Below are 22,924 nucleotides of genomic sequence, written 5' to 3'. Positions count from 1 at the left end.
TCGGTGGCTACTATCGTGCCATGCAGTTGACGATCAGGGATGCCGCACCGGACGACGCCGCGGCCTGCGCCGCCATCTACCGGCCGTACGTGCTGGACACCGCGATCACCTTCGAGACGTCCCCGCCCACGCCCACCGAGATGTCGGCGCGGATCACCGCTGCGGGCCGGGCCCACGCCTGGCTGGTGGCCGTCCTCCAGGACCGGATCATCGGGTACGCGTACGCGGGCCCGTTCGCATCGCGGCCCGCGTATCGATGGGCGTGCGAAGTGAGTGTGTACCTGGAGCAGGACAACCGGCGCGCGGGTGCCGGCCGGGCGTTGTACCAGGTTCTGCTGCCCCGCCTGATCGACCGCGGTTACCGGGTGGCCGTGGCCAAGACCACCCGGCCGAACGAGCCGAGCATGGCGTTCCACGCGTCGTTCGGCTTCCAGCCGGTCGGCGTGCACCCGAAGATCGGATACAAGAACGGCGCCTGGCACGACGTGGCCATCACCCAGCTGGAGCTGGGCCCGGCCGCGGACCAGCCGGCCGAACCCCGTTGACCTCCGGCCCGCCGCGCCCACCTCGGCCCGCCGCACTCACCTCGGGCCGCCGCACTCATCTCGGGCCGACGCGACCACCCCGGCACGCCGCCGCCCCGGCTCGTGCGCCGGCGTGGTCGCGGCCGGCCCGGCGTCGTGCCCGGCCGGCCGCGGTCCTCAGATGTCTTTCCGCTTCGCCGGGTCGATCGGGTTGTACCTGATCTCCTCGGGCGGGAGCGGGAAAGTCACGTCGTCGCCGAACGGGGAGGGGCCGCCCTGGGTCGGCGCCAGCAGCTCGGCGATGTCCAGGTGGCCGTCGGGGCCGACCGGCGCGTTCTCGCCGCGGCGGGAGCTGGGCGTGTTCGGGTTGACGTTCCGGCTGCCCGGCTCGCTGCCCGGCGCCCGGACCCGGCGGGCCCGGTCCGGCGGATTGCCGTCAGCGTCCAGCTCGTCCCGCCGGAAGATCTTCCGGCCCAGCCACACGAGCGGGTCGTAGCGGCGGTCGACGACGCGTTCCTTCATCGGGATGATCGCGTTGTCAGTGATCTTGATGTGTTCCGGGCAGACCTCGGTGCAGCATTTGGTGATGTTGCAGTAGCCGAGGCCCTGGGTCGCCTGCGCGAATTCCTTGCGGTCCCGGCGGTCGTCGAGCGGGTGCATCTCCAGCTCGGCGGCGCGGATGAAGAACCGAGGACCGGAGAACGGCTCCTTGTTCTCCTCGTGGTCGCGGACCACGTGACAGGTGTTCTGGCAGAGGAAGCACTCGATGCACTTGCGGAACTCCTGGCTGCGTTCCACATCGATCTGCTGCATCCGGTAGTCGCCGGGCGCCACGCCGGGCGGCGGGGCGAAGGCGGGCGTCTCGCGGGCCTTCTCATAGTTGTACGACACGTCGGTGACCAGGTCCCGGATCACCGGGAAGGTCCGCAGCGGCGTGATCGTGACCGTCTCGTCCTCGGTGAACGTGGACATCCGGGTCATGCAGCCGAGTCGCGGCTTGCCGTTGATCTCCATGGAGCAGGAGCCGCATTTGCCGGCCTTGCAGTTCCACCGGCAGGCGAGGTCGGGCGTCTCGGTGGCCTGGAGCCGGTGGATGACGTCGAGGACGACCTCACCCTCGTTCACCTCGACCTCGAAGTCGCGCAGGTCGCCGCCGTCGGCGTCGCCCCGCCAGACCCGGAAGTGCCGTTTGGTGCCCATCAGTCCGCCTCCACCTCGGCCAGTTCCTCGTCGGTCAGGTATTTCGCCAGCTCGCTGTGCTCGAAGAGCTTGGTCAGCTCCTCGCGCATCCGCGGCACCGGTTTGCGTTCCAGGTGCACGTCGCCGCTCTCGTCGAGGGAGCAGACCAGGTTGACGCGCCGCCACTCGGCGCTCATCTTCGGGAAGTCCTCGCGGGTGTGCCCACCGCGCGACTCCTCACGCTCCAGCGCCGCGCGGGCCGTGCACTCCGAGACGACCAGCATGTTGCGCAGGTCGAGCGCGAGGTGCCAGCCGGGGTTGTAGCGGCGGCCGCCCTCGGCGGCGACGTTCGCCACCCGGGCCCGCAGCTCGTTCAGGCGCTTGAGCGCGTCGGTCAGCTCGGCCTCCCGGCGGATGATGCCCACCAGGTCGCCCATCACGGCTTGCAGGTCCTGCTGCAGGGTGTACGGGTTCTCGCCGTCGGTGCGGGCCAGCGGTGCCAGCGCCACCTCGGCAGCCGCGGCGACGTCCACCTTGGCCACTTTCGGCCGCCGGCCGAGCGTGTCGAGGTAGGCCGCGGCGTGCTCGCCCGCCCGTTTGCCGAACACCAGCAGGTCGGAGAGGGAGTTGCCGCCGAGCCGGTTCGACCCGTGCATGCCGCCGGAGACCTCGCCGGCCGCGAAGAGCCCCTGCACACGGCCGAAGGCCGCTCCGGTGTCCGGCTCCACCTCCACGCCACCCATCACGTAGTGGCAGGTGGGGCCGACCTCCATCGGTTCCTTGGTGATGTCGACGTCGGCCAGTTCCTTGAACTGGTGGTGCATCGACGGGAGCCGCCGGACGATCTGCTCGGCCGGCATCCGGCTGGCGATGTCCAGGAAGACGCCGCCGGCCGGGCTGCCACGGCCCGCCTTGACCTCGCTGTTGATGGCGCGGGCCACCTCGTCGCGGGGCAGCAGCTCGGGCGGGCGCCGGTTGTTGTCCGGATCCGTGTACCAGCGGTCGGCCTCCTCCTCGGTCTCCGCGTACTGCCGGCGGAAGACGTCAGGGACGTAGTCGAACATGAACCGCTTGCCGTCGGAGTTGCGCAGCACGCCACCGTCGCCGCGGACCGACTCGGTGACCAGGATGCCTTTCACGCTGGGCGGCCAGACCATGCCGGTCGGGTGGAACTGGAGGAACTCCATGTTGATCAGCGTGGCGCCGGCGCGCAGGGCCAGGGCGTGACCGTCGCCGGTGTACTCCCAGGAGTTCGAGGTGACCTTGTAACTGCGGCCCACCCCGCCGGTGGCCAGCACCACGGCCGGCGCCTCGAAGAGCAGGAACTCGCCGGACTCCCGGTCGTAGCCGAATGCGCCGGCCACCCGGTCATCGTCGAGCAGCAGTTCGGTGATCGTGGTCTCCTGGAACACCCGGATCCGGGCGTCGTAGCTGCCGAACTCGCGGCGGTCCTCCTGCTGCAACGAGACGATCTTCTGTTGCAGGGTGCGGATCAGCTCGAGGCCGGTGCGGTCGCCGACGTGGGCGAGACGCGGGTACTCGTGGCCGCCGAAGTTGCGCTGCGAGATCTTGCCGTCCTTGGTGCGGTCGAAGAGAGCGCCGTACGTCTCCAGCTCCCAGATCCGCTCGGGCGCCTCCTTGGCGTGCAGCTCCGCCATCCGGAAGTTGTTCAGGAACTTCCCACCGCGCATGGTGTCGCGGAAGTGCACCATCCAGTTGTCGCGGCTGTTCACATTGCCCATCGCGGCCGCGGCGCCGCCCTCGGCCATCACCGTGTGCGCCTTGCCGAACAGCGACTTCGAGATGATCGCGGTGCGTTTGCCGGCCATCCGGGCCTCGATCGCCGCACGCAGGCCGGCGCCGCCGGCCCCGATCACGACGACGTCGTACTGGTGTCGTTCGATCGTGGTGGTCATCGTGGCCCCTCAGTTGATGATGCGCAGGTCGGAGTACCACTCGGCGGCGAGGCCCATGATGTAGAAGTCGGTCAGCGCCAGCGTGCCGAGCGTGATCCAGGCCAGCTGCATGTGCCGGGTGTTGAGCTTCGAGACGAACGTCCAGAAGCGGTAACGCACCGGATGCCGGGAGAAGTGCTTGAGCCGGCCGCCGGCGATGTGCCGGCAGGAATGACAGGACAACGTGTACGCCCAGAGCATGATCACATTGATCCAGAGGATCACGTTGCCGAGCCCGAGGCCGGTGGTCTGCGCGTGGACCGCGTCCCAGGTATTGATCACTGAGATGATCACGGCGGCGTAGAACGCGTACCGGTGGGCGTTCTGGAAGATCAGCGGGAAGCGTGTCTCCCCCGAGTACTTCTTGTGGGCGTCCGGCACCGCGCAGGCCGGCGGCGACAGCCAGAACGACCGGTAGTACGCCTTCCGGTAGTAGTAGCAGGTCAGCCGGAAGAGCAGCAGGAACGGCAGGGTGAAGGCCGCCTCCGGGAGCAGCCAGAAGCTGGGCAGCGGGGTGCCGAACTCGGCTGCCGGGCCGCACAGGTCGGTGAGGCAGGGCGAGTAGAACGGCGTGAGGTACAGGTATTCCTCGACGAAGAACCACTGGTGCATGAAGACCCGGACCGTGGCGTAGGTGACCCAGGCCGTCAGTCCGATGAAGGTGATCAGGGGAGCCAACCAGTACCGGTCGGTGCGCAGCGTCTTCGCCGCGATCGCCGCACGTGCCCGAGCGCCGCCCGGCCTCATTGCCGTCGTCATTCCATCTCCTGCGAGAGTGCCGACCCAGCTGCGCCGGCGACCGGCGGCGGACACAGCGGTGCCCCACTCAACAGTCGCCGTACGACAGTGATGTGGGGCACACGTTACGCCGAAGGTCGGACACTTCGCTGATCGGGGATGCCCCGCGCGTCACATTTTCGCCATCCCGGCCCGGTTAGATCCTCACCGATGTTGTACTGGATCATCAACCGGACGCGTTGCCGGTGATGTTCCAGCTCGCCAGGTGCAAAGCGGGAGCCGCGTAGCGCGCCCGGCCCCAGGACTCCGGCAGCAGCACCGACTCCGAGCCGATGCCGAGCACCCGGCCGGGACCGAGGGCCTGCGGGTAGGACTGGGTGAACCGCAGGTTGCCGACCGCCGAGACGATCTCGCCGTCCTCCACCAGCCACACGCCGTTGCGGGTCAGCCCGGTCACCACCAGGCTTTTCGGGTCGAGCACCCGCGTGTACCACAAATCGGTGATCAGCAGGCCCCGGCGCATCCGGGCGACCAGCGGCCGGGCCGACGCCGCGATCGAGCCGGCGCCGTCGGCGGCCCGCCCGGCCGCCCTCTCGGCCGCCTCCAGCCGCAGGTGCGTGGCCTGTGGCCCCCACGAGCGGGAGACCGCCGAACCGTGCCCGGTCGACGCCGTCCCGGCGTGCGCGGCCGACGTCCGGTCGTGTGTCACCGCCCTGGTCACGCCCTCGCGGACCAGGACCAGGGTCCGGCGCGGCGTGCCCTCGTCGTCGAAGGGCAGGCCCGGCGCCGGCTCGCCGCGGCTGCCGAGCGGATCGTCCACGATGGTCACCGACGGGTCGAACTGCTCCGCGCCCAGCTCGGCGAACGACTGCTGCCGCACCCACGACCTGCCGTTGAAGCCGAACGTGGCGAAGTTCTCCAGCAGGTCCTTGACCGCGTCCGGCTCGAGGACCACCTCGTAGTCGCCGGGCGGCAGCTCGGCCGGCTCCCGGGCGGCCACCGCCTTGGCCGCCGCGCGGGCGCCCAGGATCGCGCCGTCCAGATCGGTGAACCGCGACGACATCAGCCGGGCGACCCCGTCGGCGCCGCCGGCCCGGGCGATGCCGTCCATCGCCGCCTCGGCGGTCCGGCCCTCCACGGCCTGGCCGGCGCTGTTCGCGAAGGCCGCCGAGACGTAGCCGGTCCGGCAGTATCCCGCCGTCTCCAGCCCGCCGGCCGCCTGCACGAACTCGTGCACCCGCTCGGCCCGCTCCGCCGGGGTGGCCCGCGCGGTCGCCTCGTCGAAGCCGAACGCCAGGCCGGACCGGTCGCCGGAGCCGGGATGACCGGCCGTCACCTGCAGCGCCGCCGGGTGGGCCAGCCCGGGCCACGCCGGGTCGGCCTGGGTCACCCGGGCCGCGGCGAGGGTTCGCTCCACCAGGGCGCGCAATCCGTCCGGCCCGGTCACCGTGGTCGAGCCGCCGGCGGTGCGCCCGTCGACGTGCAGCCGCAGCCGCACGGCCGTGGTCGCGTCGGCCACGTTCTGGTGGATCATCGAGTTCGCGAAGCGGGTCAGCGCCTCGGCGTCGTGCCGCACCAGCACCTCGGCCTCGGCGGACCGGCCCGCCAGCTCCCGCACCATCTCCACGACCTTCGCCGCGAGCTCCAGCTCGGCCCCGGCCCGGCCACTCGACGCGCCGCTCATCCGCGCACCCCCACTCGCACCCCGGTGAACCGGGCCGGCGCCGCCGGATGCCCGGTGTGCCCGATCTGGCCGGGCTGGCCCTTGCCGCAGTTCGGCGTGCCCCAGGCGACCGTCTCGCCGGAGAGCATGTCCATCGACTGCCAGAAGCGCGGCCCGATGCCGGTGTAGGTCGGGTTGCGCAGCATCCGGCCCAGCCTGCCGTTCTTGATCTCATATCCGATCTCGCAGCCGAACTGGAAGTTCAGCCGCCGGTCGTCGATCGACCAGGAGCGGTTGACGTCCATGAAGACGCCGTCGTCGGTCGCTGCGATGATCTCGTCGAGGGTGTGCGGGCCGGGCTCCAGGCCCACGTTGGTCATCCGAACCATCGGCATCCGGGCCCAGCCGTCCGAGCGGACGCTGCCCGCGTAGTCCAGCCCGGCCACCGCGGCCGAATCACGCCCGGCCAGCACACCGACCCAGCGGCCGTCGCGGACCGCGTGCCGTTTCGCCGCCGGCGTGCCCTCGTCGTCGAAACCGAAGCTGCCCAGTGCGCCCGGGAAGGTGGGATCGATGGTGATGTTCATCAGGTCCGACCCGTAGCGCAGGGAGCCGAGCCGGCTCAGATCGAGCCAGCTGGTGCCGGCGAACGCGGCCTCCCAGCCGAGGATCCGGTCCAGCTCGATGGCGTGGCCGACCGACTCGTGGATCTGCAGGGCGAGTTGCTCGCCGCCGAGCACCAGATCGGTCTCGCCGGCCGGGCAGAGCGGCGCGGTCAGCAGGGCCCGCGCCTCCTCGGCCATCCGCGGCGCGTGGCCCACCAGGTCGAGCTCCTCGACCAGCTCCCAGCCGCGGGTGCCGAACTGCCCCCGGTGCGACGGCCAGGACCGCCGCTGGATCTCGCCGTCGCCGACCGCGATCGCGGTGACCCCCGCACCGCACTCGCGGATGTGCTGGTCGATGCGGTGCCCCTCGCTGGAGACGAACCACTTGCGGGTGTCCCAGGTCGCGTAGTTGGCCTCGGCCTGGTCGGCGCCGGCCGCCTTGGCCGCGGCGGTGGCCCGGACCAGCAGGTCACCCTTCTCGGCGAGCGGGACACCGAGCGGATCCAGCACGCAGTCGCTGGCCCAGCTGCCGGTGGCGGCGCCGGTCGGCACCAGGCCGGCGGGCGGGCCGGGCACCCGGGCGCTCGCGGCGGCGATCTGGGCGGCACGCCGGCCGGCTGCGCGGGCGGCGGCGTCGGACAGGTCGGGCACGGCGTAGAAACCCCAGCTGGAACCGACCAGGGCACGCACCCCCAGGCCGGCGCTCTCGTCGAAGGACAGATCCTCCACATCGCCGTCACGCGCCGACATCGCCTCGGTGCGCCGCACCATGACCCGGGCATCGGCATAACGGGCGCCGGCGTCGAGCGCGGCCTGCACCGCCGCGCCCGCCTCCTCGAAGTGGCTCATGGACCGACCCTATGCGCCGGGTCCGACAACGTCGCCGACGGCGGCAGCAACTCCGCCGGGTCGATCGAAACGACCACGGGATCAGTGAGGTGCAACGGCACTCCGCAGGCGCCGGCGGAGTGCTCCCGATAACCGTCGCCGGTCAGCTGGAACAGCTGCATGGTCGCCGGTACCGGGTCGACGAGCAGGTACCACGGGATGCCGGCTTCCGCGTAGTAGGTCTTCTTGAGGACTTTGTCGATGGTGCCGTTGGACGGCGAGAGGATCTCGCACGCCAGACGCACCGCCGAGGCATCGATGACCAGTTCGTCGAAGTCGATGTCCGTCGTGATCACCAGATCGGGGATCGGGATGCGACCGGCCCCACAACGGACGTTCACTGCTTCGAAGACATGCAACCCCACGCTGTGCGCGGCCGGCAGCAGCGTGACGGCCACCTCCGAGGCGACGTACTGATGGCGAGGGGCGGGCGCCGCGGTCACGTGCAGGCTGCCGTCGAAGAGCTCGATGCGTTGAGGAGTCTCGCCGATGGCCAGAAGGCTGGACTCCGTGAAGGGCCCACTGTCGAAACGGAGAACTGTGCGCACAACCCACCGTCTCACGACAAGTAGTCGTGAGTCAGTCCCCCGCTCGGAGGAAGGCCAGCTCCTCGGTGGGGGTGGCGGCGGGCACCGAGGGGAAGCCCGGCAGTTCCGCGCCGACCAGCAGCACGTCGTCCGACCCGCCGGCGCCGGCCAGGCTGTGGTGCTCGTAGACCTCCGCGGAGTCGGTCGGGTCACCGAGGTACCGCTCGGCGATCGGCGGCGGGACCTGTGCCCAGTCCGTCACCGGCGACCGGGCCACCGCCCGGTGGAACACCTCCGGCATGCGGACAACGGCCAGCGCCGCCAGCCAGCCACCCAGCCCCCGGCCGCGCACCGCGACCCGGCTCAGGTCCAGGTCGGGGTGTTTGCCGACGAGCGCGGCCAGCGCTTCCGCCTGGTCGGCGAGCACCAGATCAGCCAGCCGCCGGTGCACCGCCTTCTCGAAACTCGGGGCCACTCCGGGCGTACCCCGGGAATCGATGCTCACGACGGCGAAGCCGTTGTCGGCCCACCACTGCCGTTCCTGCCAGGCCGAAGCCCGCGCCCGGACCTGCTGGTGGCCCGGGCCGTCGCCGAGGGTGACCAGCACCGGCAGGCGCGTCCCCGCGACGTAGCCGGTGGGATAGAGCACCGCGGCCGGCAGCCTGCGGTCGGTGACGCGCTGCAGGACCGGCTCCGGGCGGTACGGCAGCGGAGCCGCGTTCGTGCGCAGCGTCGCCACCACGGTGTCCCCGCGCCACACCCGCTCCCCGGCGACCATCAGTCCGGCGCCGACGGTCACCCCGCACGGAACCGGCAGGCGGGTCACCTCGGGCCCGCCGCCGCCCAGCGAGGTACGCACCCGGAACACCTCCGCCACAGCCGGGTCACCGAGGCTGCCCTCGACGATCAGGTCCGGCGATCCGGCCGGGCCGCCGTCGCGGGGCAGCGTGCCGGCCACCCGCCGCACGTAGAGGCCGGGCGGGGTGAGCAGGCTGCCGTCGGCGAAGAGGCAGCGCGCGTCGAAGCCGTCGTGGGCGAGTTCGCCGCCGACCAGCACCCGGCCGTCCGGCAGGTGCCGCGGGGTGCCCGGCACCGGCTCCACCCACCGGGCGTCGGCCAGTTCCGCGTGCACCTGGGTCTCGCCGGTCCGCGGATCCACCGACAGCACCAGGCCGTGCTGTTGCATCCGGCGCAGCACCGTGATCAGCGGCCCGCCGCCGTGCCAGCGCACCTGTGCCAGGTACGGGTACGTCTCCCGGTCCCAGTGCACGTCGACCCAGCCGTCGTCGATTTCGAGCAGGTGCAGGCTGGACCCCTTGGCGGTACGCACGGCGAGCACCTGTGACGAGTCGGGCGCCCACCACCAGCCGCGGGTCCGGCCGAACTCCGCCGCGCCCGCCCCGGCCACGCCCCAGGAGATCGTGCCGCAGTGCTCGCGCCAGGCGTTGCCCGGTTCACCGGCGAGCAGCCGGTCGCCGTCCGGCCCGACCACCCGCAGCGCCGCCGGGCCGTCCGGGTCGGTGACATATCCGATGTGGTGGCCGTCCGGGTCGGGGCGCGGGTCGTGCACCGGGCCGGCGGTGGGGACAGCGGTGACCGTGCCCGCGATCAGGTCGGCCCGGAACAGCTCGCCGTTGCGGGCGAACGCCGCGGTGCGTGCGTCGCGGTCGATCGCGTACGACTGCACCGGCCCGTCGGCGACCAGGCGCTCCGTCCCGGTGGCCGGGTCGAGCAGCCAGAGGGCGGCGTCCGGGTCGGCCGGCCCCGAGGACCGCAGGAACAGGATCCGCGCGCCGTCCGCGCCGATCGTCACGGTGTGCGGGCCGCCGTGCCCGGGTGCGGGGTATTCCACGCTCCCAGCATCGCTGATCAACACCGTCCCGGGAGGGGCAAACCGCGGGCTCGCTGAGCCGACTCGCCGGTGGTCGCCAGTACAGTATCGGCCGTGACCGCTAGCGAAGAGCTGCCCGCCCGCCGACTGCTGTTGGTGCACGCCCACCCCGACGACGAGGTGATCGGGACCGGCGCGACCATGGCGCACTACGTCTCGACCGGCGCCCACGTGACGCTGGTGACCTGCACTCTGGGTGAGGAGGGCGAGATTCATGTGCCCGCGCTGACGCAGCTCGCCGCCGGCCAGGCCGACCAGCTCGGCGGCTACCGGCTGGTGGAGTGGCAGCGGGCCTGCGCCGCGCTGGGCGTGACCGACCACCGGATGCTCGGCGGTGCCGGCCGTTACCGTGACTCCGGCATGATGGGCCTGCCCACCAACGAGCACCCCCGGGCGTTCTGGCAGGCCGACCTGGACGAGGCCGCCGGCCACCTGCTGGAGATCATCCGTGAGGTCCGGCCGCAGGTCATGATCACGTATGACGAGAACGGCTTCTACGGTCATCCGGACCACATCCAGGCGCACCGGGTCGCGATGCGTGCCGCCGAGCTGGCCGGGGCGGACGGCCCCGCCAAGATCTACTGGACGGCGATGCCGCTCAGCGTGCTGCACGACGGCATGGAGGCGTTCCGCGAGTCGGAGAGCAACCCGTTCGCCGAGGTGAAGAACGCGGACGACCTGCCCTTCGGCACGCCCGACGAGCAGATCGCCGCGCGCATCGACGGCACCGACCACGCCGCGAAGAAGACCGAGGCGATGCGCGCGCACGCCTCGCAGATCCCGGACAACTCCTGGCTCTACGGGATCGCCGGCGACTTCGGCGGCGAGTTCATGGGCGTGGAGTACTACACGCTCGTCAAGGGTGAGCGAGGCCCCGGCTCGGGGCCGTTCCGCTGGGAGGACGACCTGTTCGGCGGCCTGGACGTCACCGCGCCGGCGACGGCCGCGGACGCCGTGGGCCGATGACCGAGCCGGCCGTCGTGGAGGAGAAGGTGACGCAGGAGCAGGAGGCGGCCCCGCCTGCCCGGCGCGAACCGTGGGCGGGCTGGGACCCGATCATCCGGGTCGCCGGCGTGGTCGTCTCGATCCTCGCCACCGTCGTCACCGTCGCGGTCGAGCTCGAGCTGAGCGCGTTGCGTGCCGGCGGCTTCGCGCTGCTGTTCGACGGCCGCTCGCCGTGGGCGGGCAGCGGGGCCGCCGTTCCGCTGGCCGTGCCGCTCGCGGTCGTGGCCAACCTCGCGATCGCCTGGTTCGCGGTGACCACCACGGGCCGCCGCTGGGCGATCGGCCCGCCGTGGGCGCTGTGGACCTTCCTGATGCTGGCCGCCGCGGGCACCCGCACCGCCGAGGGCGACTACCTGCTGGGCGGCCAGAACTGGACGGCGCTGGTGATGATCCTGGTCGGCAGCCTGACGTTCGCGGTGTACTCGTACCGGATGATCCTCAAGCCGGTCCGCCCGCGTCCCGGCCGGCCCGGCGCTCAGGGCTAGTGCACCGGGTCTCCCATCCGCCAAGATGACCGGGAAATCCCCGCGCACTCCTGGAGGACGAGATGAGGCATCAGCGCTGGTTCCGGATCACGGTGCTGGCGGTCGCACTGTTCGCGATCAACGCGGTGGCCCGCCTGGTGATCCGGTTCGGCTTCGACGATTCGGACGCCGCGCAGACCCGGGCCACCATTGTCATGTTCGCGCTGGTCGCGCTCGTGCTCGGTGCCTACACCTTCGTCCGTGCCCAGCGGGAGAAGCCGAGCGGGTGGCTGCCCGACGTCGGGTTCGGCGCGCTCGGCGGCATGCTGCTGACCGTGCTGATCGGGCCGTTCCTGAGCGGCAACGGCCCGTTCACCAACGGGGCGGGCGACTTCTTCGCGCAGATCTGGCTCTACGCCGGCTGCGCCGTCGCCGGCACGCTCATCGGGTACTGGATCTCCGTGATGCTGGGCCTGGACTACCGCTCGAAGTCACTCAAGGCGTTCACCGCGGCCAAGACCGCGCGCCCGCGCCGGGTGGTCCGCCGCTAGACCAGACCGTCGGGCGCTTCGCGCGTCAGATAGGTGTGGTGGGTGCTGAACCCCAACCGGCCGTAAAGCGTGACCGCGGCCGCGTTGCGTTCTTCCACCTGCAGGTACGCGCGGCCGGCTCCGCGCTGCGCCGCCCATCCGGCGACCGCGCGGACCACGTGCTGCGCCAGGCCGCGCCGGCGGGCGGCGGGCGTGGTCTGCAGCAGGGAGAGCCCCAGCCAGCGGTCCGGCCCGGTGATCACGCCCCGGGCCACCGCGAGCAGGTCGCCGTCCCCGTCGCGGACGTGCGCGAAGACCGTCTCCGGTACGCCGTTGAGAATGCGCAACGCTGCTCCGGGCAGGGTGCCTTTGTGCTCGGCCACCATCGCGTACCAGTCGTCGGTGGGGGAGTCGGCCAGGTCGACCGGGGGCAGGCCGGTGCGGGCCGGGGTGGCCAGCACCGGCCCGAGCGACGCGGTCTGCACCAGGGTGAGCGGCCGGGCGGTCCAGCCGCGCTCGTCCAGGGCGGCGTTCACCGGGGCGGCGAGCGGCATCGGCGCGTTGATCAGAGGTCGCTGCCCGCGGCCTGCATACCAGTCGGCGACCGCATCGATGGCGGCCTCGAGGGGCCGGTCCGGGTCGCCCACGGCGAGCGCGGAGTTGGCGCGCCCGGTCCAGTTGTCCGCCGCGCGCAGGATCCAGCTGCCCAGCCGGGCCCGGACCGGGGCCGGCCAGGCCTCGTCCGCGGCCAGTTCGAGCGCGATGACCTCGGCCGCCTTGGCCCGCCGCGCCGGCGGGACCCGCTTGGCGCGGTGCACCTCGGAGAGCGGGACACGGACGGTCCCCTTGGCGGTGGCGAGTGTGAGATCGGTCTCGGTGAGGTCGACCAGGTCTCCGAGCGCGTCCGTGAAGAGCGTGCGCCCCTCGGTTACGCCTACAATTCGCCGTACCACCACCCGGTGTCCCACATCCTGCTGTCGGAGCACGCATTACCTCCCTAGGCGGGGAATACTAGGCTCTGCAATTTGTCGTCGGCGGTACCCGCGGCGTGGCTTTCGAAGGGAAAGACCCGTGACCTACATCATCGCTGAGCCCTGCGTCGATGTTCTCGACAAGGCATGCATCGAGGAATGCCCGGTCGACTGCATCTATGAGGGCAACCGGATGCTCTACATCCACCCCGATGAGTGCGTCGACTGCGGTGCCTGTGAACCGGTCTGCCCCGTCGAGGCGATCTTCTACGAGGACGACGTGCCGGACCAGTGGAAGGACTACACCAACGCGAACTACGAGTTCTTCGAGGATCTCGGTTCGCCCGGTGGCGCCTCCAAGGTCGGCAAGATCGACAAGGACACGCCGTTCATCGTCAGCCAGCCCCCGCGTGGGGAAGGGCACTGAACGCTCGGTCGTCGGCCCTGCCGGACTTCCCCTGGGACCTGCTGGAGCCGGCCAAAGCAATCGCCGCGGCGCACCCGGACGGGATCGTCGACCTGTCGGTCGGCACCCCGGTCGACCCGGTCCCGCCGCTCGTCCGGCAGGCCCTCGCGGACACCTCGGACGCGCCCGGATACCCGCTGACCGCGGGGACGCCGGCATTGCGGGCGGCTCTCGCCGTCTGGCTGGCGAAGGCCTGCGGCGCGTCCGGTGAGGTCGGTGTGCTGCCCACCATCGGCTCCAAGGAGCTGGTCGCCTGGCTGCCCACGCTGCTCGGCGTGGGCCCCGGCGACGTGGTGGTCATCCCGGCCGTCTGCTATCCGACGTACGAGGTGGGCGCCCGCCTGGCCGGCGCCGAGGTGGTCCGGTCCGACTCGCTCACCGCGCTCGGCCCGGACCGGCGGATCAAGCTGATCTGGATCAACTCACCGTCCAACCCGACCGGGCGCGTGCTGCCCGCCGAGCATCTGCGCAAGGTGGTCTCCTGGGCCCGCGAGCGCGGCGTGATCGTGGTCAGCGACGAGTGCTACGTGTCGCTGGGCTGGGAGTCCACGCCGGTCTCGGTGCTGTCCGACGAGGTCACCGGCGGCGATTACACCGGTGTGCTGGCCGTGCACTCGCTCTCCAAGCGGTCCAACCTGGCGGGTTACCGTGCCGGTTTCGTCGGCGGTGACCCGGCCCTGGTCCATGAGCTGCTCGCGGTCCGCAAGCACGCCGGGATGATCGTCCCGGCCCCGGTGCAGGCCGCCATGGTCGCCGCGCTGACCGACGAATCCCATGTGGCCGAGCAGCGCGCGCGATACGCAGCCCGCCGCGACACCCTGCGGACCGCCCTGACCAAGTCCGGTTTCGACATCAGCCACTCCGAGGCCGGGCTCTACCTCTGGGCCACCCGGGACGAGGACTGCTGGGCGACCGTGGACCGGCTCGCCCGCCGCGGCATCCTGGCCGCGCCGGGCGCCTTCTACGGCCCGGCCGCGGCCCGCCACGTGCGCATCGCGCTGACCGCGACCGACGAGCGGGTGGCCGCGGCCGCCGACCGGCTCGCCGAGCCGTTCGCGGGCTGACGCCGATGACCAGTCCTGCCGCTCCGGTCGTGGTGGTGCACGGCGAGGCATACCGGGAGGTGCCGCCCGAGCAGGCGGTCTTCTCCGTCGTGGTGTCCGCCGCCGACCGCGACCGGGCGGTGGTGCTGACCCGGCTCTCGCAGCGGGCCGCCGAGGTCGGCGCCGTCCTGGACCGGTACGGCCCCGCGATCGAGCGCCGGGAGACCGCCGGTGTGCAGGTCCACCCCGAGTTCAAGCGGGGTGGCGAGCGCGTCACGTCGTACGCGGGAAGTGTCGCCACGACGGTGACGGTGAACGACTTCACCGCGCTCGGGATGCTGCTGGCCGAGATGGCCGCGCAGGAGCTGGCCTCGGTCTCCGGCCCCTGGTGGCAGCTGCGCCCGGGCAGCCGGGCCGGCGCGGACGTGCGCCGCGCCGCGGTCGCCGACGCCCTGGCGAAGGCCCGGGAGTACGCAACCGCCGTCGGCAGCGACCTCGACCGCATCGTGGAGATCGCCGACGCGGAGGCCGGCGGCGTGCACCCGGTGATGCGGGGGGCGTTCGGCGCGGCCGAGGTGGCGGACACCGGGACCGGTTTCGATCTCTTCCCGCAGCAGCAGACCGTGGAGGCGCGCGTCGTGCTCCGGGTCACCATCACGGAGCCGACGGTCCTGCGCGGCTGATCCGCCGCAATCGCCGTCCGTGGATCAGCGGCGGGTGGCGGCCCAGGCGGCGCCGGCCGTGACGAGCAGACCGCCGGCCACCGAGGCGAGCAGACCGTGGTGCCGGGAGGCCCACACCTGCACGCTGCGGTCCTTGGCCTGATCGTCGAACGCGCCGTGCGCGCCCGCGTCCGCGCCGTCCCGCCCGTCCGCCGGCTTCCACAGGTTCTCCGGGTCGCGCGGATCACGCGCCTCGTCGGTCTGCTGGTCGTCGAACCCGGTCCGGGCCAGATAACGGTCGAGCAGCCCCGGGGCCACGGCGTTCGCGGCCAGCGTCAGGGCGGTCGAACCGCCCACCCAGTACTCCCGGCGCTTCGGATGGTCGGCCGCGTAGACCACGGCGTCGGCGGCCAGCTCCGGCTGGTAGATCGGCGGCACCGGCTGCGCGTTACGCGGCAGGCGGGACACCAGCCAGCGGAACTGCGGCGTGTTCACCGCGGGCATCTGCACCATCGTGACGTGCACATTGCTCTTGTCGTGCAGCAGCTCCACCCGCAGCGACTCGGTGAAGCCCTGCACGGCGTGCTTGGCGCCGCAGTACGCCGTCTGCAACGGGATCCCGCGGTACGCCAGCGCCGAGCCGACCTGCACGATCGTGCCGCGGTCGCGCGGTCGCATCCGGGACAGCGCGGCGCGGGTGCCGTGCACGTAACCGAGGTAGGTGACCTCGGTGGTCCGGGCGAATTCGTCCATCGAGATCTCCAGGAACGGCGCGAAGACGCTGGAGAAGGCGTCGTTGACCCAGAGGTCGATCGGGCCCAGGTCCTTCTCGACCCGCTCCGCCGCCTCGTCCACGGCCGAGAAGTCGGCGACGTCCACGGAGATCGGCAGGGCGGTGCCGCCGGCTCGCCGTACGTCCTCCGCCGTCGCCTCGAGCCCTTCCTCGCCGCGGGCGAGCAACGCCACCGCGTCCCCGCGTGCCGCCAGGCGGCGGGCCACCGCACGCCCGATTCCGGCGCTCGCGCCGGTCACCACCGAGATTTTCCCGCTCATGGTTTCGATATGACCGTCAGCCGGGCGGAGAAACCTGGGTTGTTCTACGGACGCTCGGCCCGCGCCTGCACCGGCACGCTGTAGGTCGCCCCGCGGCACGCCGCCGGTCCGCCCGGCCGCATCGTGACCGCGTCCTCCAGGATGAACGCCCCGATGGTGTTCCTCGGAACCTCCCACGAGACCGCGAACGTCTCCTGCACGATCGTCACCGGGGGCGCGGCGCACCCCGACTCCCGATGCGCTTCGTCGGCCGCCACCGGCCCCGCCCCGCGCTTGATCGAAGTGATCCGGATCGGAACCGGATGCTGGTTCGTGACGGTGACCGTGAGATCACCCGCCTCGCCGGACCGCAGCCGCTGATCGGTGCTGCCGCTCAGCGCCAGCTCGAACACCGTCCCGGCGGCCGCTTGATGAGACTCGTCCGGCCCGTTCCACCGCCAGTACGCCCACGCCGCACCCGCGTTGGCCAGCACCGCCGCGATCGCCGCCGCCGCCAGGATCATCCGTGCCCGCCGATCGAACCGGCGTCGCGGCGCACCCGGCCCGCGCACCTCCCACGTCGGCTCCTCGTGGTCGGCGGGCTCGAGCTCGATGTGCAGGTCCGGTTCCTTTCGTCGGGACCGCTCCGCGTCCGGGCGGCCGGACAGGACGTCGCGCCGATTCACGAGGGCGTCTCCCCGGCGAACGCCGCAATGGAAAGGCTCGGTTCGGACATGCGGCTCGCTCCTCCTCGAAGGCGGTGGGAATGATGCCTGTTCGGCGCTCATACAACGTTCCACGACAGAGATGTCCGATACGATCGGTTTTCCGTACGCCCTTGCGGCGCATAAATCGGACAGGTCTACCCATAGAGCTTAACCCTGTCGGGTGATGGAATCGGGCATCGCGATTACCCGGGGTGCACTGTCTCCCGGCCGGGTGACCAGGTCATCCAGCGAGAACGGCCGGCGAGCGCCCTGGGGCCGAATCGCCAAAACCTGCGACCGTAGAGACTGCCGATCACATGGTGAGGACACCCCACTTCGACCCCCCGATGCCGCGGCATCGGGGGCTCGACGGTCTCCCAGCTAGCCGGCCGTCGCCGCGGCAGGGCCGCTGCTCGCCGGAGCGGCTGGGACGGGAGCTGACTCCGCGGGACCAGGCGGAGCCGGCTCCGGGTCGTCGGCCGGGGCCGGCACGGGCTGACCCGCCTTCGGCGGCGACGGGTCCTTCTCTTCGGACGGCGGCGATCCCGGCCTTCCGGGTTCGGGGGCCGCGGGCTGCGGCGATGCCGGCCGTGGTGCTCCGGACCTCGGCGTCGCGGCTTCGGAAGGTGCGCCCGGCGCCGGGCTGGGCGCGACCAGATCGCCGACGCCCTGCGGCACGTCCGGGAAGGTCAGACGCCGGCTGGACGGGCTCTTCTCCCCGGTCCAATCACGGAACCGGGGTGTGATCGTCCAGCGCCACCGGCCCCCGGCGACGTCGGCGGCGGCGAAGGTGAGCGACTCGACGGGCCCGCCGGCAGCGGCCACGGTGCGCGTGACGTCCGGCTTCGGCGGGGTGCTGTCGCTGTGGGCGGTCACCACGTAGTGATCCATCCACACGTTCGGCGCGATCTGCTGGGCACTCCACGTCACGACGGCCCGGTGGGACTGCTTGGCGACGCTGGGCTCCACCCCGCGCGGCATCTTCGCCACCTTTGCGGAGTGCACGAGCTCACCCGCAACGGTCCACCCGCCCGCATAGGCGTAGACCGTCCCGGCCGCACCCAGGGCGGCCACCACCGCACCGATGAGCAGCGTCTTCCCGGCGCGCCTCACCGGGTCATCCGATCGCCGACGCCGGAGATCGAGATGGTGAAACGGGCGCCGGCGCACCTCTCGGTCGCGCCGAGCGGCATGGCCACCGGGATCGAGCCACCGAGATCGGTCCGGCCCAGCGCGGCCACCGTCACCGGAAGAGGACCGTTGTAGGCCCGAACCTCAAGGTTCTTCGAGGTGGCCGAACAGCCGCGCCGATTGGAGGAGGAGACCCTCGCGGTCAGCTTCCGCACGCTCAACCGGAAGCCGAGCGGGTTCTCGACCGTGATCCGCATCTGCTTGACTGCACCGGGGTAGAGACCGCGCACCGACTTGCCCGTCAGCTCGAAATGCAGCGGACCGGCCCGGTGGTCGCTGCCACCACCTCCGACCAGAACGAAGGTCTCGCCCTCCGGCGTCTCCGGCGGCCCGAACGCGATGATCAGCGCGGCGGCCGTCAGAGCCGCCACCGCCGCGGCAGCCGTCCACCTGCTCTTCAACATGGACCGTCCCGGGGTCGTGGAGGTGGGGCGGGCCTGCCGCCCCACCCGGACATGTGGATCAGGCCTGGCTGACGCTGTCGAACGTGTACTTGACCTTGATCGTCTTGTTGGCGCAGTCCTGCGGGATGTTGCCGACAGTCAGGCTCGAGTTGACCGAGAAGTCGTTCGCTCCGGCGGGCACGACGGGGGTGCCCGGGAAGTTGGTGCTGAGGACGCTGGCGTTGGGCAGCGCGCTCAGGCATGCCGGGGTGGCCGGAATGACCTCGGCGCCGGTCGGCGCGATCGCGCCGGTGAGCTTCACCGGGAACTCGTTGGGGTTGTCGATCTTGGTCGTGATCGTGGTGACCTTGCCCGGGTAGATGTTCCCGTTGATCACCGCCGTCGCGGACAGTTCCTTGATCTCCGCGGTCTTGGCCTCCGCGGTGCCCTTGCCGCCGATGTTCCAGCCGTTGACCGCGGCGAACGCCGCGCCTCCGCCGATGACGACTGCGGCGGTACCGGCGACGACAGCAACGGAACGCTTGGAGAACTTACGCATGGGAATGTTCCTCCTGGAACGGATCAGCGTGCGCTCATCCCCGCACAGTCGAGAGCGACCGGATCGGGGTGCGCGTCGTTAATCGGGTTGTCCCGGGATCCGTTCGGCATCCCGGCGCTGCGACAAAGATGACGGAATTGCCATTTCCCGGCGATCGTTCTTCCCGTCCTCCTGTTACGTGCGAGCCGGTGGCCGGCGCAGGATGATCCGGCTAACCCGCAGGCGTGACGGACCCGTTCCACGGAGGCGTCGCGTACGGGCCGCGAGACGACTCGTCCCGGCCTTCACGTGCGCGGACGCTCCGATACATGAATACCCGCGAAGCTCAAGTCCGACCTCGGCGCGGAGGCCCGGAAATCGCCTTCAGAGCGCCGGAAACGTGAAGCTTTAATGTGAAACGAAGCGTCTGGTAAAAAGGAGCACCGAACAATTTCAGGGTTTCCGACACCAAAGAGTTAACGCCGCATCCCCTGAAAGAGGCATCAGGCTTACGCCTCTGTCGGCCGCTCGGCCTGGAGCAGGAAGCGGTGAGCCCGTGCGGTGAACTCCCCGCGGGCCCGGATGGTGGCCGCCAGCCGGGCGAGCGCCCGCTCGTACCGTTGCGGTGTGAAGTCCCGGATCTGCCAGGGCACCGTGCGCAGCTGGTGGATGACCGCGGCGATGTCGCGGAAGGCGGCGGGCGGGTGTTCCTCGCGGACCTGGGTCACCCGCAGGCCGGCGGACTCCAGGGAGTGCGCCGCGACCTCCGCGTCCCAGCGCCGCGGATGCGGGGGTGGCGCGCCGAGGGCGACGTTCAGGTCGGCCAGGTCGTCGCTGCCGACCTGCTGGGTGAGCAGCACGCCGCCCGGCTTGAGCAGGCGCGCGATGTCCGCGGCGGGCAGGCGCCCGTGCCGGCTGAGCACCAGGTCGAACTCGTTCTCCCCGGCGGGCAGCTCGGTGAGCACCGAGACGCCGTACGGGCCGAGGCGTTCCCGGGCGGCCGGCGTGTTCCGTGACCAGCTCTCCACCGCCACGGTGTGCGGGGGCAGGGGCGAGAGCTCGGCCAGCAACTCGCCGCCGCCGGTGTCGAGGTCGAGCACGCTGAACGCCCGGCGCAGCAGCGGGCGGGCCAGGTCGAGGTACGACCAGGACGGCTCGGACGCCACGGCCAGGCCGTCCAGCCAGGCGAATTCCCACCCGGTCATGGAGGCGCCGGTAGCCGCGGCGTTGAGCTCTTGCTCCTGCCGGTTGCTGCGCACATCGGAAAAGTAGCGGGGTCCCGCCCGGACCAGCGACTCGATCACGCGTCCCATACAGGACCGGTGCCGGACTGTGGCTGAACGGTTACCAGAGGGGCCACGGGTGTGACGCTCAGCACCGGACCGGCATCAGGAGCGAGAACCGGGAGTCGTCGCCCGGAACGCGCACGGCCAGCGGCCGGACCGGGCCGTCCAGCTCCAGCAGAAGCTGCCCGGCGCCACCCGCGTCGAGTGCCTGGAGGAGGAACTCGCGGTGCACCGCGACGTGCGCACCGGCATCCGCCTGCCACTCGTCCTCGGCGGCCACGCGCAGGCTGCCCGCCGGGTCCAGCGCCAGGACCGACAGGGGCCACGCCATGCCGTCGTGCTCGCGAGCCGCGACGGGCGCCGTGGCGAGCCGGCGGCGCAGGTCGGCCGCGTCCACGGAGATCCGTCGCGTCTGCGGCCCGGCCGGGGCCACCAACCGGCGGTAGTCCGGGAAGTCGATATCGATCGGCCGGTCCTCGACGGTCCGGTCGCCGGCGCGGGCGTGCACCCGGTCGGCGGTGAGGTCGAGGACGACGGGCCCGGCCGGCAGGGCGCGCAGCTGATCGACGAAGGCCAGGGAAAGGAACTGCCGGGCCGGTGGGCCCTCGACCCGGGCCGGGGCGCTCGCCACGGCCAGCCGGTAACGGTCGGTCGCGACCAGCGTCACCGTGTCGCCGGCGGTCTCGAACAACACGCCGGCCGGGATCGGGCCGTCCACCGTCGCGGCGGCGAAACGGACCGCGTCGAGGGCGGCGGTCAGATCGGTGGTGGTCAGGGCGACGCGAGTCATCAGGCTCTCCAGGTCCAGCAGTGAATGCAGGCGGCGGAACTCACGACGGGCATCGGCGAGACCGGCCTCCAGGCGGGCCAGGTGGAGGTCCAGCCTCACCCGGACCGCGGAAGGGTTGGTCTCAAGATCTCGGACCGCTTGCGCGATCTCGGCGACCGGCATGCCCACCCGTCTCAGGCCGGCGATCAGCCGGGCTGCCGTGATCTGGCCCGTCGTATACCGCCGGTAGCCGGTGGACGCGTCCACCACGGCCGGGACCAGCACGCCGGCCCCGTCGTAGAACCGCAACGCGCTGACGCTCAGGCCACTGGCCCGGGCGACCTCGCCGATGCCCCGCATGTCGCTCCTCACCCGCCTCACTCTGGACCCTCACCTTGGGTGAGAGTCAAGGTCCTCAGGCCTGGACGGCGAGGGTGATGCCGAGCGCGGCCATGATCACGGCGATCGCACCGTCCAGCACCCGCCACGCGGCCGGCCGGGCCAGCAGCGGGGCCAGGCGGTGCGCGCCCGCGCCCAGCGCGCTGAACCAGACCAGGCTCGCGGCTGCCGCGCCCACACCGAAGGACCAGCGGTCGGCGTGCTGCTGCGCCACCGAACCCAGCAGCAGAACGGTGTCCAGATAGACGTGCGGGTTGAGATAGGTGAGCGCCAGGCAGGTAAGCAACGTGGCGCGCAACGTCGCGGGCGCCTTGCCGACCGGGTCGAGGGCCTGTGGCCGCAGGGCACGGCGGGCGGCGAGCACGGCGTAGCCGAGCAGGAACACGGCGCCGACCCACCGGATCGCGGTGACCAGGCCGGGCTGCGCATTGATCGCCGCGCCCAGGCCGGCGATGCCGGCGGAGATCAGCGCGAGGTCGGAGAGCGCGCAGGTCAGCACGACCGGGAGCACGTGCTCCCGGCGCAGTCCCTGGCGCAGGACGAAGGCGTTCTGCGCGCCGATGGCGATGATCAGCACAGCGGAGGCGGCGAACCCGGCGAGGGCGGAGGCGAGCATGGGCCGAACCTACGGCGGGATCCTCGTGCACTCCAGCTAATCATTCTGAAGATGGATTAGCGTTGCTTACGTGGACCAGGTGCAGTTGACTACCTTCCAGGCCGTGGTCGAGCTGGGCAGCTTCGAGGCGGCGGCACGTGCGCTGCATGTCACACCGTCCGCGGTCAGCCAGCGGATCAAGGCGCTGGAGCAGTCCGTCGGCCAGGTTCTGGTGCGCCGGGCCAAACCGTGTGTGGCGACCACGGCCGGGCAGGCGCTGGTCCGGTTCGCCGGCCAGGTGGCACTGCTCGAACGCGAGGCGCTCGACCAGGCCCGCGGCGACACGCACCTCTCGATCGTGGTGAACGCGGACTCGCTAAACACCTGGTTCCTGCCGGTCCTCACCCAGGTGCCGGGCGTCACGTTCGAGGTGCATACCGACGACGAGGACCACACCGCCGAGCTGCTGCGGGCGGGGACCGTGATGGCGGCGGTGACCTCGGACCGGGTCGCGGTCCAGGGCTGCCGGGTGGAGCGGCTGGGCGCCATCCGTTACCTGCCGGTCGCCGCGCCGGGCTTCGACGCCTCCGACCTGAGCCGGGCACCGATGCTCCGCTACAACCGCAAGGACCGCCTCCAGCACCGGTTCCTGGGTGACCGGCCGGAGCCGCCGATGCATTACGTGCCGGGTGCGGCGGCCTTCAACGAGGCGATCCGGCTCGGGCTCGGCTGGGGCATGGTCCCCGAGCAGATCGCCGGGCCCGACCTGGCCGCCGGCCGGTACGTGGAGATCAGCCCCGGCCGGTACCTCGACGCCCCGCTCTACTGGCAGTACTGGCGCATCGAGTCGCAGACCCTGCGGACGCTGACGGCCGCCGTACGGACGGCGGCCGCCTCGGCGTTGCGGAAGTAG

Annotated in this window: 24 protein-coding genes; 8 read left to right on the top strand and 16 right to left on the bottom strand. The window is 71.7% G+C overall.

Features of this window, described 5'->3' with window-relative positions:
* Positions 1 to 20: 20 nt before the first annotated feature.
* Positions 21 to 545 (top strand): N-acetyltransferase family protein, encoded by a 525-nt coding sequence (locus AC0NH5_RS04090; RefSeq protein WP_474400027.1) that lies wholly within the window; start codon positions 21 to 23, stop codon positions 543 to 545.
* Positions 546 to 701: 156 nt separating this feature from the next.
* Here the strand turns inward: AC0NH5_RS04090 and AC0NH5_RS04085 are convergent, their stop codons facing one another.
* The 7 genes from AC0NH5_RS04085 to AC0NH5_RS04055 all read right to left on the bottom strand — a co-directional run bounded on the left by AC0NH5_RS04085 (position 702) and on the right by AC0NH5_RS04055 (position 9,931).
* Positions 702 to 1,724 (bottom strand): succinate dehydrogenase/fumarate reductase iron-sulfur subunit, encoded by a 1,023-nt coding sequence (locus AC0NH5_RS04085; RefSeq protein ID WP_474400025.1) that lies wholly within the window; start codon positions 1,722 to 1,724, stop codon positions 702 to 704.
* Complete coding sequence (locus AC0NH5_RS04080) at positions 1,724 to 3,619, bottom strand: fumarate reductase/succinate dehydrogenase flavoprotein subunit (RefSeq protein ID WP_474400023.1); 1,896 nt, start codon at positions 3,617 to 3,619, stop codon at positions 1,724 to 1,726. The genes AC0NH5_RS04085 and AC0NH5_RS04080 overlap by 1 nt, the downstream gene beginning before the upstream one ends.
* 9 nt (positions 3,620 to 3,628) lie before the next feature.
* Positions 3,629 to 4,417, bottom strand: a complete 789-nt coding sequence (locus AC0NH5_RS04075; protein WP_474400021.1) for a hypothetical protein — start codon at positions 4,415 to 4,417, stop codon at positions 3,629 to 3,631.
* Between the two features lie 205 nt (positions 4,418 to 4,622).
* On the bottom strand, positions 4,623 to 6,080 hold the full coding sequence (locus AC0NH5_RS04070) for a TldD/PmbA family protein (protein WP_474400018.1): 1,458 nt from the start codon (positions 6,078 to 6,080) through the stop codon (positions 4,623 to 4,625).
* Positions 6,077 to 7,513, bottom strand: a complete 1,437-nt coding sequence (locus tag AC0NH5_RS04065; RefSeq protein WP_474400016.1) for a TldD/PmbA family protein — start codon at positions 7,511 to 7,513, stop codon at positions 6,077 to 6,079. Before AC0NH5_RS04065 ends, AC0NH5_RS04070 begins: the two co-directional genes overlap by 4 nt.
* Positions 7,510 to 8,100: a Uma2 family endonuclease gene (locus tag AC0NH5_RS04060; protein ID WP_474400013.1), complete on the bottom strand. Its 591-nt coding sequence runs from the start codon at positions 8,098 to 8,100 to the stop codon at positions 7,510 to 7,512. Before AC0NH5_RS04060 ends, AC0NH5_RS04065 begins: the two co-directional genes overlap by 4 nt.
* 31 nt (positions 8,101 to 8,131) lie before the next feature.
* A complete protein-coding gene (locus AC0NH5_RS04055) occupies positions 8,132 to 9,931 on the bottom strand; it encodes a S9 family peptidase (RefSeq protein ID WP_474400011.1) in 1,800 nt (599 codons plus the stop codon).
* Between the two features lie 93 nt (positions 9,932 to 10,024).
* Between AC0NH5_RS04055 and mshB the strand changes: the two genes are divergently transcribed.
* The 3 genes from mshB (at position 10,025) to AC0NH5_RS04040 (ending at position 11,990) form a co-directional block, all read left to right on the top strand.
* Positions 10,025 to 10,936, top strand: coding sequence for an N-acetyl-1-D-myo-inositol-2-amino-2-deoxy-alpha-D-glucopyranoside deacetylase (gene mshB, locus AC0NH5_RS04050; protein ID WP_474400008.1), 912 nt, complete (start codon positions 10,025 to 10,027; stop codon positions 10,934 to 10,936).
* Positions 10,933 to 11,460: a hypothetical protein gene (locus AC0NH5_RS04045; protein ID WP_474400007.1), complete on the top strand. Its 528-nt coding sequence runs from the start codon at positions 10,933 to 10,935 to the stop codon at positions 11,458 to 11,460. Before mshB ends, AC0NH5_RS04045 begins: the two co-directional genes overlap by 4 nt.
* 62 nt (positions 11,461 to 11,522) lie before the next feature.
* Positions 11,523 to 11,990: a hypothetical protein gene (locus tag AC0NH5_RS04040; RefSeq protein WP_474400004.1), complete on the top strand. Its 468-nt coding sequence runs from the start codon at positions 11,523 to 11,525 to the stop codon at positions 11,988 to 11,990.
* Here the strand turns inward: AC0NH5_RS04040 and AC0NH5_RS04035 are convergent.
* Positions 11,987 to 12,955 (bottom strand): GNAT family N-acetyltransferase, encoded by a 969-nt coding sequence (locus tag AC0NH5_RS04035; protein WP_474400001.1) that lies wholly within the window; start codon positions 12,953 to 12,955, stop codon positions 11,987 to 11,989. The genes AC0NH5_RS04040 and AC0NH5_RS04035 overlap by 4 nt on opposite strands.
* Positions 12,956 to 13,040: 85 nt before the next feature.
* Between AC0NH5_RS04035 and fdxA the strand changes: the two genes are divergently transcribed.
* From fdxA to AC0NH5_RS04020, 3 genes are read left to right on the top strand one after another with little or no spacing between them, the layout of a single operon-like run.
* Complete coding sequence (fdxA, locus tag AC0NH5_RS04030; protein WP_474399998.1) at positions 13,041 to 13,367, top strand: ferredoxin; 327 nt, start codon at positions 13,041 to 13,043, stop codon at positions 13,365 to 13,367.
* Positions 13,364 to 14,470, top strand: coding sequence for a succinyldiaminopimelate transaminase (gene dapC / locus AC0NH5_RS04025; RefSeq protein ID WP_474400356.1), 1,107 nt, complete (start codon positions 13,364 to 13,366; stop codon positions 14,468 to 14,470). Before fdxA ends, dapC begins: the two co-directional genes overlap by 4 nt.
* 5 nt (positions 14,471 to 14,475) lie before the next feature.
* Positions 14,476 to 15,132 carry an SIMPL domain-containing protein gene (locus AC0NH5_RS04020; protein ID WP_474399995.1) on the top strand — a complete coding sequence of 219 codons (657 nt, stop codon included), beginning with the start codon at positions 14,476 to 14,478 and terminating at the stop codon, positions 15,130 to 15,132.
* A 24-nt stretch (positions 15,133 to 15,156) separates the two neighbouring features.
* Here AC0NH5_RS04020 and AC0NH5_RS04015 read toward each other — a convergent pair whose 3' ends face one another.
* From AC0NH5_RS04015 to AC0NH5_RS03980, 8 genes are all read right to left on the bottom strand, one after another.
* Positions 15,157 to 16,164 carry an SDR family oxidoreductase gene (locus AC0NH5_RS04015; protein ID WP_474399993.1) on the bottom strand — a complete coding sequence of 336 codons (1,008 nt, stop codon included), beginning with the start codon at positions 16,162 to 16,164 and terminating at the stop codon, positions 15,157 to 15,159.
* 44 nt (positions 16,165 to 16,208) lie between these two features.
* Positions 16,209 to 16,829 carry a hypothetical protein gene (locus AC0NH5_RS04010; protein WP_474399990.1) on the bottom strand — a complete coding sequence of 207 codons (621 nt, stop codon included), beginning with the start codon at positions 16,827 to 16,829 and terminating at the stop codon, positions 16,209 to 16,211.
* A 402-nt stretch (positions 16,830 to 17,231) separates the two neighbouring features.
* Positions 17,232 to 17,963 carry a hypothetical protein gene (locus AC0NH5_RS04005; RefSeq protein ID WP_474399987.1) on the bottom strand — a complete coding sequence of 244 codons (732 nt, stop codon included), beginning with the start codon at positions 17,961 to 17,963 and terminating at the stop codon, positions 17,232 to 17,234.
* Positions 17,960 to 18,445, bottom strand: a complete 486-nt coding sequence (locus AC0NH5_RS04000) for a hypothetical protein (RefSeq protein ID WP_474399984.1) — start codon at positions 18,443 to 18,445, stop codon at positions 17,960 to 17,962. Before AC0NH5_RS04000 ends, AC0NH5_RS04005 begins: the two co-directional genes overlap by 4 nt.
* A 58-nt stretch (positions 18,446 to 18,503) precedes the next feature.
* Positions 18,504 to 18,983, bottom strand: coding sequence for a hypothetical protein (locus tag AC0NH5_RS03995; protein ID WP_474399981.1), 480 nt, complete (start codon positions 18,981 to 18,983; stop codon positions 18,504 to 18,506).
* Positions 18,984 to 19,471: 488 nt separating this feature from the next.
* Positions 19,472 to 20,275: a methyltransferase gene (locus AC0NH5_RS03990; protein ID WP_474399978.1), complete on the bottom strand. Its 804-nt coding sequence runs from the start codon at positions 20,273 to 20,275 to the stop codon at positions 19,472 to 19,474.
* Between the two features lie 58 nt (positions 20,276 to 20,333).
* Positions 20,334 to 21,377: a DNA polymerase III subunit beta family protein gene (locus AC0NH5_RS03985; protein ID WP_474400354.1), complete on the bottom strand. Its 1,044-nt coding sequence runs from the start codon at positions 21,375 to 21,377 to the stop codon at positions 20,334 to 20,336.
* Positions 21,378 to 21,432: 55 nt separating this feature from the next.
* Entirely contained in the window at positions 21,433 to 22,032 is a 600-nt protein-coding gene (locus AC0NH5_RS03980) for a LysE/ArgO family amino acid transporter (RefSeq protein WP_474399975.1), read from the bottom strand.
* A gap of 70 nt (positions 22,033 to 22,102) precedes the next feature.
* On the opposite strand from AC0NH5_RS03980, the gene AC0NH5_RS03975 reads away from it, so the two are divergent.
* A complete protein-coding gene (locus AC0NH5_RS03975) occupies positions 22,103 to 22,924 on the top strand; it encodes a LysR family transcriptional regulator ArgP (protein ID WP_474399972.1) in 822 nt (273 codons plus the stop codon).

Source organism: Actinoplanes sp. 13 (genome assembly GCF_056134165.1).
The sequence above is the reverse complement of the archived record's forward strand: the minus strand, read 5'-3'. Positions and strand labels throughout refer to the sequence as shown.